This is a genomic window from Actinosynnema sp. NPDC049800 (genome assembly GCF_040656635.1).
Lineage (GTDB): Bacteria > Actinomycetota > Actinomycetes > Mycobacteriales > Pseudonocardiaceae > Actinosynnema.
The window spans coordinates 1-14,754 of the sequence record NZ_JBFAMT010000077.1 but is presented as its reverse complement, the minus strand read 5'-3'; the positions used below and the strand labels follow the sequence as shown (position 1 = coordinate 14,754).

General features: G+C 72.5%; 9 protein-coding genes. 7 read left to right on the top strand and 2 right to left on the bottom strand.

Annotation, left to right across the window (positions count from 1 at the left end; genetic code table 11):
- Positions 1-71: 71 nt before the first annotated feature.
- Both AB0I91_RS41340 and AB0I91_RS41335 read right to left on the bottom strand, forming a co-directional pair.
- On the bottom strand, positions 72-635 hold the full coding sequence (locus tag AB0I91_RS41340; protein ID WP_499617062.1) for a DJ-1/PfpI family protein: 564 nt from the start codon (positions 633-635) through the stop codon (positions 72-74).
- 213 nt (positions 636-848) lie between these two features.
- Positions 849-1,106 (bottom strand): helix-turn-helix domain-containing protein, encoded by a 258-nt coding sequence (locus AB0I91_RS41335; RefSeq protein ID WP_498781924.1) that lies wholly within the window; start codon positions 1,104-1,106, stop codon positions 849-851.
- 807 nt (positions 1,107-1,913) lie between these two features.
- Here AB0I91_RS41335 and AB0I91_RS41330 point away from each other — a divergent pair.
- The 7 genes from AB0I91_RS41330 (at position 1,914) to AB0I91_RS41300 (ending at position 14,704) form a co-directional block, all read left to right on the top strand.
- Positions 1,914-7,298: a ThuA domain-containing protein gene (locus tag AB0I91_RS41330; RefSeq protein ID WP_499641757.1), complete on the top strand. Its 5,385-nt coding sequence runs from the start codon at positions 1,914-1,916 to the stop codon at positions 7,296-7,298.
- 325 nt (positions 7,299-7,623) lie between these two features.
- On the top strand, positions 7,624-8,898 hold the full coding sequence (locus AB0I91_RS41325) for an ROK family transcriptional regulator (protein WP_499617055.1): 1,275 nt from the start codon (positions 7,624-7,626) through the stop codon (positions 8,896-8,898).
- Complete coding sequence (locus tag AB0I91_RS41320; RefSeq protein WP_498781918.1) at positions 8,895-10,409, top strand: sugar ABC transporter ATP-binding protein; 1,515 nt, start codon at positions 8,895-8,897, stop codon at positions 10,407-10,409. Before AB0I91_RS41325 ends, AB0I91_RS41320 begins: the two co-directional genes overlap by 4 nt.
- Positions 10,406-11,434, top strand: a complete 1,029-nt coding sequence (locus AB0I91_RS41315) for an ABC transporter permease (protein ID WP_498781916.1) — start codon at positions 10,406-10,408, stop codon at positions 11,432-11,434. The genes AB0I91_RS41320 and AB0I91_RS41315 overlap by 4 nt, the downstream gene beginning before the upstream one ends.
- Before the next feature lie 34 nt (positions 11,435-11,468).
- Positions 11,469-12,503 (top strand): substrate-binding domain-containing protein, encoded by a 1,035-nt coding sequence (locus AB0I91_RS41310; protein ID WP_498781915.1) that lies wholly within the window; start codon positions 11,469-11,471, stop codon positions 12,501-12,503.
- 39 nt (positions 12,504-12,542) lie between these two features.
- A complete protein-coding gene (locus AB0I91_RS41305; protein ID WP_498781992.1) occupies positions 12,543-13,682 on the top strand; it encodes a Gfo/Idh/MocA family protein in 1,140 nt (379 codons plus the stop codon).
- A gap of 14 nt (positions 13,683-13,696) precedes the next feature.
- Positions 13,697-14,704 (top strand): sugar phosphate isomerase/epimerase family protein, encoded by a 1,008-nt coding sequence (locus AB0I91_RS41300; protein ID WP_499617050.1) that lies wholly within the window; start codon positions 13,697-13,699, stop codon positions 14,702-14,704.
- Positions 14,705-14,754 lie beyond the last annotated feature (50 nt).

Genomic DNA, 14,754 nt, shown 5'->3' with positions numbered 1-14,754 from the left:
GCCGACCACGAAACGCCTTGGCCGGTCACCGATCTGCTGTCCAGATCGATGACCGGCCAAGGGCCGTGCGGTCAGGCGGGAACCTGCGACTTCTCCAGCACGGCCATGAACGCACGTGACCAGAGGGGGAGGTCCGGCCAGCCTCGGCAGGACACCATCGCTCCGTCGACGACGTCGGGCTCGTCCACGAACGTCGCGCCGGCCTGCTCCATGTCCGCCCTCAGCGGCGGGAAGGCCGCGGTCGTGCGGCCGCGCAGGAGGCCCAGGGCGGCAGGCACCTGCGGGCCGTGGCAGATCGTGCCGACGGGCAGGCCGCGGTCGAAGAAGTGGCGGACGACGCGGGCCACGTCGGGGCTCGTCCGGATGTACTCCGGCGCGCGCCCGCCCGGGATCACCAGGCCGTCGAACTCCTCGGGATCGACGTCGCCGAACGCCAGGTCCACCGGCAGCAGGTGGCCGGGCTTCTCGGTGTAGGCGTCCCAACCGGGCTCGAAGTCGTGGACCACCAGTTTGACCGCGCGCGTGGTGGGGGCGGCCACGACCGCCTCGTGCCCACCCTCGCGCAGCCGGAAGACCGGGTACATCGAGTCGAGTTCCTCGGCGGCGTCCGCCGTCAGGACCAGCACCCGAGCCATGCTCGCTCCTCGTCCCCGCCCGGAGCGCCGCCGTGTCCTCCGAGGCTTGCGGACGGCATCGGGACGCTCGGGCGGACTAGATCTCGAACCGGTTCGATCATCGAACCGGACCGTACGCGCCGGCGGTGACCGGCACAATCGCCCGGACAGGTGTCCGGCCGGTTCCGCGAGGTCGTGCCCCGGAGCAGTCCGGAGTGGACGGTCGTGCCGACGTCACACCCAGCCCCGCTCGCACGCGATCACGCCCAGCTGGAAGCGCGAGCGCACGCCCAGCAGGTTCTGCAGGCGCGTGATCCGGCGGTGCACGGTGCGGGGGCTGACCCCCAGCTCCCGCGCGATGGCCTCGTCGATCGCACCCGTGCGCATGAGCAGCAGCAGCCGTCGCGTGCCGGGCGTGGGTTCGAGGTCCACCTCGTCCACGTCCTCCACGACGGCCGACGCGGTCAGTTCCACCGGCTCAACCGCGGTCATGGCGAGCCGACCCGCGGGCGTCGGGTTCCCGCGCGGACGAGGTCGTCGATCGGCACATGGCGGATACACCTCACACGGTGGTCGGGATGCGTCCTACTCTTGGCTTCGGCGAGCGGACGGCCCGCGTCCGTCCTGCGCCTGGGGTCGGCCGCCCCCGCGACGGCCTCCAGCACACATGACAGCGGTCACCTGCCGCCGAGTCAAGGCGAAGAGCCGCGCGACGTGAAATTCGTCCGGACTCGGCCGGTTTGGTCGACGGCGGCGCCGGGGCCATGGACCACCAGTCGAGGTTGCCCCGGCCCGCCCGATGAGTCATACTCATCGGCCAGTGCAGGTCAGGGCTTCGGGGTTGATGCCGGAGCCGGAGGCGCCGGTCGTTCTGGTCCGGGTCGGCCGGGTGGTGCCCGCCGATCGCCCCGTGATCGTCGCGGGCGCGCGTGCTCGACCGTCCACTCAGGATTCTTCTCGTCTTGCCCCCTGTCATGCGGCAGCGCTCCTGCGTTCGGCTCAATCCCCGTCCCTGCAAGGGATTTCGCGCGGGGCGACGGACGTGCGGGCGCGCGCAGTGTCCAGCGGCGAGGCGGCGGAGTAAAGCCGCCGAATGCGCTAGTCGCGGATTCCGGGCAGGTAGGGGGATTGGCGAGTTGTGGACACGTCGTCGACCTTGACCCTCCGGAAAACGCGTCATTAGTTTGTTTAGCCGACAGACGAATCTGTGATCAGCCGTTCGGCGTGTGCATCGGGTTGGAGGCCTCAATGGTGAGCTCGTCCAGACGCGGCAGGAGACGGTGGTCGACCATCGGGGTCGTGGCGGCGTTGCTCGGGTCGCTGCTCTCCTTGGCCGCACCGGCCCAGGCGCACCCCGGCCACGGCGACGAGACGTTCAAGGCCCTCGTCTTCGCCAAGACCGCCGGCTTCCACCACCCGTCGATCGACGCGGGTGTCGCCGCGGTCCGCCGGCTCGGCGTCGAGCACGGCTTCACCGTGGACGCCACCGTCGACGCCGCCGCGTTCACCGACGCCAACCTCGCCGAGTACGAGGTCGTGGTCTTCCTCTCCACCACCGGCGACGTCCTCGACGCCACCCAGCAGGCCGCCTTCGAGCGCTACATCCAGGCGGGCGGCGGGTACGCGGGCGTGCACGCCGCTTCCGACACCGAGTACGACTGGGCCTGGTACGGCGACCTGGTGGGCGCCTACTTCTCCGGCCACCCCGCGCCGCAGGACGCGATCGTCAAGGTCACCGACCCGGCGCACCCGTCGACGGCCGGCCTGCCGCAGTCGTGGCGCCGCTTCGACGAGTGGTACAACTTCCGCGCCGACCCCTCGGCGAAGGTGCACGTGCTGGCCGAGCTGGACGAGACCAGCTACAGCGGCGGCACGATGGGGTCGAGCCACCCGATCGCCTGGTGCCAGGACTACGACGGCGGGCGCTCCTGGTACACGGGCCTGGGCCACGGCGACGAGTCCTACGCCGAACCGGCGTTCCTGGACCACCTGCTCAAGGGCATCCAGACCGCGGCGGGCGTCGTGGAGGCCGACTGCTCGGCCACCCGGACCGACGCCTTCGAGAAGGTCACCCTCGACGACACCACCGCCAACCCGATGGAACTCGCGATCGCCGACGACGGCCGCGTGTTCTACATCGACCGCAACGGCGCGGTGCGGGTCGTCCGGCGTGACGGCGCGGTCGTCACCGCGGGCACCCTGAACGTCTACACCGGACAGGAGTTCGGCCTCCTCGGCATCGCCCTGGACCCCGACTTCGCCACCAACGGCCACCTCTACCTGTACTACTCGCCCGCGGGCGCTGAGGCCGTCGACCGGGTCTCCCGGTTCACGCTGCAAGGCGACGCGATCGTGCCTGGCAGCGAGAAGGTCCTGCTGACCGTCACGACCCAGCGCGAGCAGTGCTGCCACGCGGGCGGGGCGCTGGAGTTCGACAACGACGGCAACCTCTACATCACCACGGGCGACAACACCAACCCGTTCGCCTCCGACGGGTACGCGCCGCTCGACGAGCGCGCCGGCCGCTCGGCCTGGGACTCCCAGCGCTCCTCGGCCAACAGCGACAACCTCAACGGCAAGATCCTGCGCATCACCCCGCAGGCCGACGGCACCTACACCGTGCCGGCGGGCAACATGTTCCCCGCCGGCACCGCCAAGACCCGGCCCGAGATCTACGCCATGGGCTTCCGCAACCCGTTCCGCATCGGCCTGGACCCGCTGACCAACAAGCTCCAGGTCGCCGACTACGGCCCCGACGGCGGCCAGAGCGACCCCCGGCGTGGTCCGGACGGCCGCGTCGAGTGGAACGTCGTGGACCGGCCGGGCTTCTACGGCTGGCCGTACTGCGTCGGTGACAACACCCCGTACGTCGACTACGACTTCGCCACCGGCGCGTCCGGCGAGCAGTTCGACTGCGCCGCCCCGGTGAACGACTCGCCGAACAACACCGGGATCACGCAGTTGCCCGCCGCGATCGGCACGAAGATCTGGCAGGGCAAGACCAGCACGGGCAACCCGGAGATCGGTGGCAGCGGCGCGCCCATGGCGGGCGGCACCTACCGGTACGACGCCGACCTCGCCTCCGAGCGCAAGTGGCCCGCCTACTGGGACGGCAAGGCGATGTGGGGCGACTGGAACGACGGCAGGCTGTTCTCGCTCCAGCTGACCGAGGACGGCACCGGTGTGTTCGACATCAGCAGGATGCTGCCCGGCATGGCGTTCAACCGCGTGCACGCCATGCAGTTCGGCCCGGACGGCGCGCTGTACGTGATCGAGTGGGGCTCCGGTTTCGGCGGCAACAACGCCGACAGCGGCGTCTACCGCATCGACTACGTGCGCGGCGACCGGGCTCCGGTCGCGGTCGCGAAGGCGGACAAGACCTCCGGGCACGCGCCGCTGACCGTGCGGTTCGACTCGGCCGGGTCGCGCGACCCCGACGGTGACGCGCTGACGTTCGCGTGGGACTTCGACGGCGACGGCGACACCGACAGCACCGAGGCCGCGCCCGGCCACACCTACACCGCGAACGGCGACTACACCGCCCGGCTCACCGTCACCGACCAGGGGGGCAGGTCCGCGGTCGCCAACGTGCGCATCGTCGTGGGCAACACGCCTCCCGTGGTCACGTTGACCGCGCCGGTCGACGGCGGCTTCATCGACTTCGGCGACCAGGTGTCCTACCGCGTCACGGTCACCGACGCCGAGGACGGCTCCGTCGACTGCCAGGACGTCGTCGTGCAGCCCGCCCTGGGCCACGACGAGCACTCCCACGGCTACGAGCAGTACCGCGGCTGCGAGGGCCTGGCGCTGATGTCCGGCGACGAGGGCCACGTGGGCGCGGACATCTTCGGCGTCCTCACCGCGAAGTACACCGACCAGGGCGGCGACGGCGCGTCCCCGCTGACCGGCGAGTCGATCCTGGTGCTGCAGCCCAAGCACAAGGAGGCCGAGTTCCACACCGCGACCGGCCGCACCGCGGACGGCGTCGGCGACGACGCGGCGGGCGTGGAGAAGGAGAGCACCACCGACACCGGCGGCGGCCAGAACATCGGGTTCATCACCGACGGCGACTGGTTCTCGCTGCGCCCGGCCACCCTGGAAGGCATCGACCAGGTGCGGTTCCGCGTGGCGTCGGGTTCCGAGGGCGGCCGGATGGAGGTCCGCGTCGGCGCGCCGGACGGCCCGCTCGCGGGCACGGCGACCTTCGCCGCCACGGGCGGCTGGCAGAACTGGACCACCGTCACCGCCGACCTCGCCGACGACGTGCCGGCCGGGTCCGAGCTGTACTTCGTCACCCGCAGGCCGCAGGGCAGCACCACGACCAGCTACCTGGTCAACGTGAACTGGCTGGAGTTCGCCGGTCGCGGCGTGACGCACAACCAGCGGCCCGCGGTCGAGGCCACGGCCACCACGACGTCGGGCACCGCGCCCCTGAAGGTCGACTTCACGGCGTCGGCCACCGACCCGGACGGCGACACCCCGATCAGCTACACGTGGGTGTTCGGCGACGGCGGCACCGCCACGGGCTCGTCGGTCAGCCACACCTACACCGCCGCGGGCAGGTTCACCGCCAAGGTCACCGCGACCGACGCGCGGGGCGCGAGCGGGACGAGGACCATCCCGATCACCGTCCGCGCGCCCGACGTCACCTGCTTCTCCGGCCGTTCCGACGACTTCCTCGGCACGACGCTCGACCGGGACCGGTGGACCACCGTGGTGCGGGAGAACCAGGACCTCGCGGTGCGCGACGGCCGGCTGGTGATCCCGACCGCCAACTCCGACATCTACGGCACCACCAACACCACGCCCAACGTCGTGCTCCAGGACCTGCCGTCCGGGCCGTTCCAGGCCACGGCCAAGGTGCGCGTGCCCGTGCGGCGGGCCTACCAGCAAGCCGGCCTGGTGATCTACGGCGACGACGACAACTACGCCAAGATGGTGCTGCAGGCCCGGTCGGACACCGACGACGCGGCGAGCCGGATCTTCCAGTTCATCCGCGAGGAGGCCGGGCAGCCCAACGAGGTCGGCGAGTCGAACACCGCGGCGCTGGGCGCGGCGTTCCCCGACGAGGTCTGGGTCCGGTTCACCAGCGACGGGCAGAACCTGACCGCGTCCTACAGCGCGGACGGTCAGGCGTTCACCGACATGCCGCAGACCAAGGCGCTGGCGGGCATGGTGAACCCCAAGGTCGGCCTGCTCTCGCTCGTGGGCGGCGGCGGTGACCGCCCGGTGGTGGACGCCGAGTTCGACTGGTTCACCCTCACCCCCGACGAGACCGCGTCGGTGGCGCCGGACGACGACTTCGCGGGCTCCGCGCTGGACGGGTGCCGCTGGAACGCCGTGGTCCGACCCGACCCGAACCGCTACGGCGTGTCCGACGGCAGCCTGCGCATCGACACCAGCGACGGCGACATCTACGGCGGCTCGGCCGACGACCCGGCCAACTTCATCCTCCAGCACGCGCCCGAGGGCGACTGGGTGATCGAGACGGAGGTCGACGCGTCGGCGTTCGACGAGCGCTACCAGCAGGCCGGGCTGATCGCCTACGCGGACGACGCGAACTACGTGAAGCTCGACCACATCGCCACCAACGAGGCGGGCACGCCCGTCCAGCGCGGCGTGGAGCTGCGGACGGAGAGCGGCGACGTGGTGGGGCAGCCGCAGCCCGGCGTCGGCGGCCTCACCGGGGGCGTGTGGCACCTGCGGCTGGCCAAGTCCGGCGCGACCTACACCGGGTCCTACAGCGCGGACGGGCAGGAGTGGACGTCGCTCGAACCGGTGGTCAACGAGAACCTGGCCGGTGCGCGGATCGGCCTGTTCGCCCTCGGCGGCGGTCAGACCGCGTCCAAGCCCGCCAAGTTCGACCACTTCCGGGTGAGCACCGACCGCACGGCCCCGGTGCTGTCGGTCGTCACCGACCCGGCGTCGCCGGGCACGGGCGGGTGGTGGACGGGTCCGGTGACCGTCACCGCCTCCGCGACCGACGACGGCAACGGGCCGGTGCGCGTCGAGTACCGGGTGGGCGAGGGCGACTGGGCGCATTACGCGGCGCCCCTGTCGTTCGCCGACGACGGTGAGCGGGTGGTGGCGTTCCGCGCCTCCGACGCCGCGGGCAACGTCTCGGCGGAGAAGTCCGCGACCGTCAGGATCGACCGCACCGCACCGCGGCTCACCGTGAAGGCGGACAACGCGCCCGGCCCCGAGGGTTGGTGGACGCAGCGGGCCCTGGTGTCGGCGACCGCCACCGACGAGACGTCCGGCGTCGCGGTGCTGGAGCACCGGCTCGACGGCGGCCCGTGGCGGCCCTACACCGGCGCCGTGTCCGTGGGCGACGGCAGGCACCGGGTCGCGGTGCGGGCGACCGACGCGGCGGGCAACACCTCCGCCGAGCAGGCGATCGACGTGAAGGTGGACACCGCGCCGCCGGTCACGTCGGCCAAGCGCGGCTCGTCCGCCTCCCGGGTCCGGCTCACCGCCTCCGACGCCACCTCCGGCGTGGCCCGCACCGAGTACCGGATCTCCGGCGGCGCGTGGCAGGTCCACCGGGGCGGTGAGATCAAGATCAGGCCGAACGGCCGGGAGTACCTGGAGTACCGGTCGATCGACGTGGCGGGCAACGTCGAGGCCACCGGCCGGTACACACCCCGGCCGGGTCGCGACGACGACTCCCTGCCGCACCTCTAGCGGGCCGGGCGGGGCCCACCGGCATGGGCCCGCCCGACCGATCCCGCCGGCGGGGTCAGCTCCACCGACCCCGCCGGCGGACCACCACTCCACCGACGCCGCCGGCGGTCACCAACCCACCGACCCACCAACTCGCCACCCGGCCGACCCGCTGGTCAACCCACCGGCGTGCCACCACCCCGCCTACCCCCAGCGGGCCGCCACCCACCGAGGCACAACCCGGCCGACCCCGGCGGTGATCACCACCTCACCGGCACCGCCGGGCCACCACCCACGTCCACCCCGGCCGACGCCCACGTCCACCCGGCCGACCTCGAGGAGCGCCATGAAGGACAGGCCGACTCGCCTGCGCGCGGGCAGCTCGGCCGCGGACCAGGTCACGGTCCGCCGGCACAACCTCTCCGTCGTCCTGTCGCACCTGCGCGACCACGGGCCCCGGTCGCGGGCCCGGCTCGCGGGGGAGACGGGGCTGAACAAGGCCACCGTGTCCAGCCTGGTGGCCGAGCTCGTGGAACGCGGACTGGTGGGGGAGGGGGAGACCGAGCGGGCCACCGTCGGGCGGCCCGGCCAGATCATCCGGCTCGACGGCGAGCACGTCGTCGCGGTGGGGGCCGAGGTCAACGTCGGCTACCTGTCGGTGCTCGTGCTCAACCTGCGCGGTCAGGTCGTGGCACGCCGGCGGATCGCGCTGGACACCGCCGCGCTGGAACCGGCGTTCGTGCTGGCCCGGCTGGGGCGGCTGCTGGACGCCGCGCTGGTCGGCGTCGCGGCCCGCCCGGTGGGCGTCGCCATCGCCGTGCCCGGCCTGGTCGAGGCCGACACCGGCGTGGTGCGCGCCGCGCCCAACCTGGGGTGGACCGACGTGCCGGTGGTCGCCGAGATCAGCAGGTTGCTCGGCGAGCCGCCGTACCCCGTGCTGCTGGACAACGAGGCGAACCTCGCGGCGCTGGCCGAGGTGGAGGCGCAGGGCCTGGACCGCGACGGCGACCTCATCCTGGTCACCGGCGCGACCGGCGTCGGCGGCGGCGTCGTGGTGGGCGGGCGACTGCTGCGCGGCGCGCACGGCTTCGCGGGCGAGGTCGGGCACATGAGGGTCCGCGCGGACGGACCGCCGTGCGCGTGCGGCCACCGGGGCTGCTGGGAAGCCGCCGTCGGCCTCAACGCCCTGCTCGCCGCCGTCGCCGAGCGCGAACCGGTCCACGAACCCGAGCACGACCCGCTGCCGGACCTGGAACGCAGGCTCGCCGAGATCGGCGACCGGGCCGCGGCGGGCGACGCGCGGGTGCTGGCCGCCATCGCCGACATCGACCGGTGGCTCACCATCGGCGCGAGCATCCTGGTCAACGTCTTCAACCCGCACCTGCTTGTCCTCGGCGGCTACTTCGCCGCGCTGCGGCCGTGGATCGCCGGTTCGCTGCGCGAGGAGCTGCGCGGCCACGTCTTCGCCCGGGACGTCGGCGGCACGCGGGTGGCGTTCTCGCCGCTGGGCTTCACCGGCTCCGTGCGCGGCGGTGCGTCGCAGATCCTCGACCGCGTCTTCCGCGACCCCGTGCTCGTCGAGCCGGTCGACAAGCCCCTGGCACAGGAGGAAACCGTATGACGACCACGACGGCCCCGCTGCTGTCCGTCCGGGGCGTGGTGAAGCGCTTCCCCGGTGTGACGGCCCTGGGCGGCGTCGACTTCGACGTGCGCGCCGGCGAGGTGCACTGCCTGCTCGGCCAGAACGGCGCCGGCAAGTCGACGCTGATCAAGGTGCTGGCCGGCGCGCACCGCCCGGACGAGGGCGAGATCCGGTGGCGGGACGAGGTCGTGTCGTTCGACAACCCGACCGCCGCGATGCGCAGCGGCGTGGCGGCCATCTACCAGGAGCTGGACCTGGTGGCCGGGCTGTCCGTCGCCGACAACGTCTTCCTCGGCCACGAGCTGTCCACGGCCGGCTTCACCCGCCGCGCCGAGGCACACCGCCGCACCCGGGCCCTGCTCGAGCGGCTCGGCCACCCGGACATCCCGCCGGACCGCGACGTCGGCCGGCTGTCGGCGGCGAACCAGCAGATCGTGAGCATGGCGCGCGCCCTGTCCCGCGACGGGCAGCTGCTGATCATGGACGAGCCGTCGGCGGTGCTGGACCAGGACGAGGTGCGCACCCTGTTCCGGGTCATCCGGGAGTTGACCGCCCAAGGCGTGGCGATCGTCTACATCTCGCACCGGATGGAGGAGATCCGCGAGATCGGCGACCGGGTCACCGTGCTGAAGGACGGCCGCACGGTCGCCACCGGCCTGCCCGCCGCGCAGACCCGCACCGCCGACCTGATCCGGCTCATGACCGGGCGTGACGTGGAGTACGCCTTCCCTCCGCGCGAACCGGTCGACCCGGCCGCGCCCGAGGTGCTGGTGGTGCGCGGACTGGCCGCCGGGCAGCGGTTCGCCGGGGTGGACCTCACCGTCCGCGCGGGCGAGGTGGTCGGGCTCGCCGGTCTCGTCGGGTCGGGTCGGTCGGAGATCCTGGAAGCCGTCTACGGCGCGCGCAAACCGACGGCGGGCACCGTCGAGGTGGACGGCCGGCGGCTGCGGCGGGGGAGCGTAGGCGCGGCCGTGCGCGCCGGGGTCGGGCTGTGCCCGGAGGAGCGCAAGAGCCAGGGGCTGCTGCTGGACCAGGCCGTGTACCGCAACGTCACGGTGTCCACCTTGTCGGCGTTCGCCCGGTTCGGCTTCCTCGACAACGGCGCCGAGCGCGCGCGCACGCAGGAGTTGACCACGGCGCTGGACGTCCGCCCGCCGGGCGTGGAACGGGCGGTGCGCACGCTGTCGGGAGGCAACCAGCAGAAGGTCGTGCTGGCGCGGTGGCTGCTCCGCGAGTGCCGCGTGCTGCTGCTCGACGAGCCGACCCGGGGCGTGGACGTCGGGGCGCGCAGCGAGATCTACGAGCTGATCCGCGACCTGGCCGGCCGCGGCGTCGCCGTGGTCGTCGTGTCCAGCGAGGTGGAGGAGGTCCTCGGCCTCGCCGACCGGGTGCTGGTCGTGCGCGAAGGCCGGGTGGTCCACGAAGGGCCGGCCGCCGAGATCGACGAATCCCGGGTCCTCGACCTGGTCATGGAAGGAACCGCCGCATGAGCAAGAACGCCGCCGCCACCACCGCGGCCGACCCGCCGACGACGGAGCACGCGAAGCGCGGCGTCACCGCGCTGCTCGGGTCCGCCGCCGGCCGCAACACCGGTCTCGTCGTCGCCCTGGTCCTGCTGTGCCTGGTCGGTGTGGCCACCGCGGGCGACCGGTTCGCCGACGTCGACAACGTGCTCACCATCCTGCGCCTGGCCTCGGTCATCGGCGTGGTCAGCGTCGGCATGACGTTCGTGATCACCGGTGGCGGGATCGACCTGTCCGTCGGCGCGATCGTGGCGCTGTCCTCGGTCTGGGCCACGACGCTCGCCACCCAGGCCATGGCCAACGACACCCACTGGCTGGTCGTCGTGTTCGCCGCGCTCGCCGTGGGCGCCGGCTGCGGCGTGGTCAACGGCCTGCTGATCGCCTACGGCCGGATCGTGGCGTTCATCGCGACGCTGGCCATGCTTGCCGCCGCCCGCGGCCTGGCCGAGATCATCTCCAACCGCAAGACCCAGATCGTGGACGTGCCGGGCTTCTCCGCGTTCTTCGACGCCTCGGTGCTCGGCGTGCCCGTGCTGGTGGTGATCTTCGCGCTGGTGGCCGTCGTGGGGTGGGTGGTGCTCAACCGCACCACGTTCGGGCGGCGGACGTTCGCCGTCGGCGGCAACCCGGAGGCCGCCCGGTTGGCCGGGATCGACGTGCGGCGGCACACCGTGCTGCTCTACACGTTGCTGGGCGTGTGCTGCGGGATCGCCGCGGTCATGCTCGTCGCCCGCACCACGACCGGCAGCTCCACCCACGGCGGCCTCTACGAGCTGGACGCCATCGCCGCGGTCGTCATCGGCGGCACGCTGTTGTCCGGTGGTCGCGGCACGATCGCGGGCACCGTGTTCGGCGTGCTGATCTTCACCACGCTGTCGAACGTGTTCACCCTCAACAACCTCTCCATCTCCGCGCAGGCCGTCGCGAAGGGCGCGATCATCGTGGTCGCCGTCCTGCTCCAGCAGCGGTTGGCCCGTCGCAGCGGTGCTTGACCCCGACCCCGCCGCCATTTCGAGGAGCATTCCCATGTCACGCAAGGCAACAACCCGTCTCATCGCCGCGCTCTCGGTCGGTCTCGCGCTCACCGCCTGCACGGGCAACACCCCCGAACCCCAGGCCGGCAGCGGCAACCAGGGCGGCGCCAAGGTCGCCAACGACGAGCCCGGCGAGAAGGTCGTCATCGGCTTCTCCGCGCCCGCCGCCGACCACGGCTGGATGGCCGCGATCACCAACGCCGCCAAGGCGGAGGCGGAGAAGTACTCCGACGTGGAGCTGAAGGTGGTGGAGGGCACCAACGACGTCAACCTCCAGATCAGCCAGGTCGAGACGTTCATCAACGACAAGGTGGACGCGATCGTGCTGCTGCCGTTCGACGGCGCGGCGCTGACGCCGGTGGCGCTCAAGGCGATGAAGGCCGGCATCACGGTGATCAACGTCGACCGCGAGTTCGGCAGCCCGTTCGCGGCGCGCTCGACCGTGCTGGGCGACAACTACGGCATGGGCGTGTCGGCGGGCACCTACATCTGCGAGGAGCTCAAGGGCAAGTCCGGCGCGGTCGTCGCCGAGATCGCCGGCATCGACTCCCTCCCGCTGACCCAGGACCGCAGCAAGGGCTTCGCCGACGCCCTGGGCGACTGCGGGTTGAAGGTGGCCAACCGGGTCGCGGCCGAGTTCACCGTGGAGAGCGGGGAACGGGCCGCGGCGAACCTGCTCCAGGCCGCGCCGCGCATCGACGCGATCTGGAACCACGACGACGACCAGGGCGTCGGCGTCACCGCGGCGATCAAGAACTCCGGCCGCGACGAGTTCTTCCTGGTCGGCGGCGCGGGCTCGGCCAACGTCATGCGGGAGATCAAGGCGGGCAACGGCCTGCACAAGGCCACCGTGGTCTACCCCTCCACGCAGGGCGCGGACGGCATCCGGCTGGCCCGGCTGGCGGTGCAGGGCAAGAGCCTCGGAGACTTGGTCGAGGTCGAGGTGCCGCGCCAGGTCGAGCTGTTCGCCCCGGTCGTCACCAAGGACAACGTCGACCGCTACCTGCCCACCGCCTTCGAGTCCTAGGAGACCACCGCTGTGACGACAGCGACGTTGGGTATCGCGATGATCGGCCACGCCTTCATGGGTGCCGCGCACTCGCAGGCGTGGCGCGTCGCGCCGCGCTTCTTCGACCTGCCGCTGCACCCGGCCATGGCCGTGGTCTGCGGCCGGGACCGGGACCGCACCGAGGCCGCCGCCCGGCGACTGGGCTGGGCGGAGGCCGTGACCGACTGGCGGGCCGTGCTGGACCGGGACGACGTGCGGGTGGTGGACATCTGCACGCCCGGTGACACGCACGCGGAGATCGCCATCGCGGCGCTGGAGGCGGGCAAGCACGTGCTGTGCGAGAAACCGCTCGCCAACACCGTCGCCGAAGCCGAGGCGATGGCGGCCGCGGCGGCCGTCGCCGCCGAGGCGGGCGTGCGCGCCATGGTCGGGTTCACCTACCGGCGCGTGCCCGCGCTGTCCCTCGCCCGCGACCTCGTGGCACAGGGGCGGCTGGGACGCGTGCACCACGTGCGGGCCCAGTACCTCCAGGACTGGATCGTGGACCCGGCCGCGCCGCTGTCGTGGCGGTTGCAGAAGGAGAAGGCGGGATCGGGCGCGTTGGGCGACATCGGCGCGCACATCGTCGACGCCACCCAGTTCATCCTCGGCGACACCATCCGCGAGGTGTCCGGGACGTTGGAGACGTTCGTGTCCGAGCGGCCCCTGGCCGCCGAGCACTCCGGGCTGTCGGGCACCGCTTCGTCGGCCGGGACGGGGCCGGTCACCGTGGACGACGCGGCGCTGTTCCTGGCCCGGTTCACCGGTGGCGCGCTCGGCTCGTTCGAGGCCACCCGGTTCGCCAACGGCCGCAAGAACGCCATCCGCATCGAGGTCAACGGCTCCGCGGGCAGCCTGGCGTTCGACTTCGAGGACATGAACGTCCTGCACTACTACGACGGGACCGACGACGCCGCCACCGCGGGCTTCCGGCGCATCGTCGTCACCGAACCCCAACACCCCTACGTCGACGCCTGGTGGCCGGCGGGCCACGGCCTGGGCTACGAGCACGCGTTCACCCACCAGGCCGTCGACTTCGTCCGCGCCGTGGCCGCCGGGACCGACCCCGCCCCGTCGTTCGCCGACGGGCTGCGGTTGCAGCGCGTCCTGGCCGCCGTCGAGGCGAGCGCGGCGTCCCGCACCTGGCGAGACGTCTGAGAGGAGAACGAGAGATGGCGCGTCCGATCACGTTGTTCACCGGCCAGTGGGCCGACCTGCCGTTCGAGGAGGTCGCCCGGCTGGCCGCCGAGTGGGGCTACGACGGCCTGGAGATCGCCTGCTGGGGCGACCACCTCGACCCCTGGCGCGCGGCCGAGGACGACGACTACGTGCGCGATCGGCTCGACGTGCTGGCCAAGCACGACCTGAAGGTGTGGACGATCTCCAACCACCTCACCGGCCAGGCCGTGTGCGACGACCCGATCGACGAGCGCCACCGGGGCATCCTGTCACCCCGCATCTGGGGCGACGGCGACCCCGAGGGCGTGCGGCAGCGCGCGGCCGAGGAGATGAAGGCGACCGCGCGGGCCGCCGCGAAGCTCGGTGCGGGCACCGTCGTCGGGTTCACCGGCTCCTCGATCTGGAAGACCGTCGCGATGTTCCCGCCCGTGCCGCCGTCGATGATCGACGCCGGTTACCAGGACTTCGCCGACCGCTGGAACCCGATCCTCGACGTGTTCGACGAGGTCGGCGTCCGGTTCGCGCACGAGGTGCACCCCTCCGAGATCGCCTACGACTACTGGACCACCGTGCGCACCCTGGAGGCGATCGGGCACCGGCCCGCGTTCGGCCTCAACTGGGACCCGTCGCACTTCGTCTGGCAGGACCTCGACCCGGTGAGCTTCCTGTGGGACTTCCGCGACCGCATCTACCACGTCGACTGCAAGGACGCCCGCCGCCAGGTCGGCGACGGGCGCAACGGGCGCCTCGGCTCCCACCTGCCCTGGGCCGACCCCCGACGCGGCTGGGACTTCGTCTCCACCGGCCGCGGCGACGTGCCGTGGGAGCGGTCGTTCCGGATGCTCAACACCATCGGCTACGACGGCCCGGTCAGCGTCGAGTGGGAGGACGCCGGCATGGACCGGCTCGTCGGCGCGCCCGAAGCCCTGGAGTTCGTGCGGCGCAACGCGTTCGAAGCGCCGTCGGCCTCCTTCGACGCCGCCTTCTCCACGGGCGGCTGAACGGGTGCGGTGACCGTCGACCCTCGGGGTGGGGCCGCGCACCGCGGGCC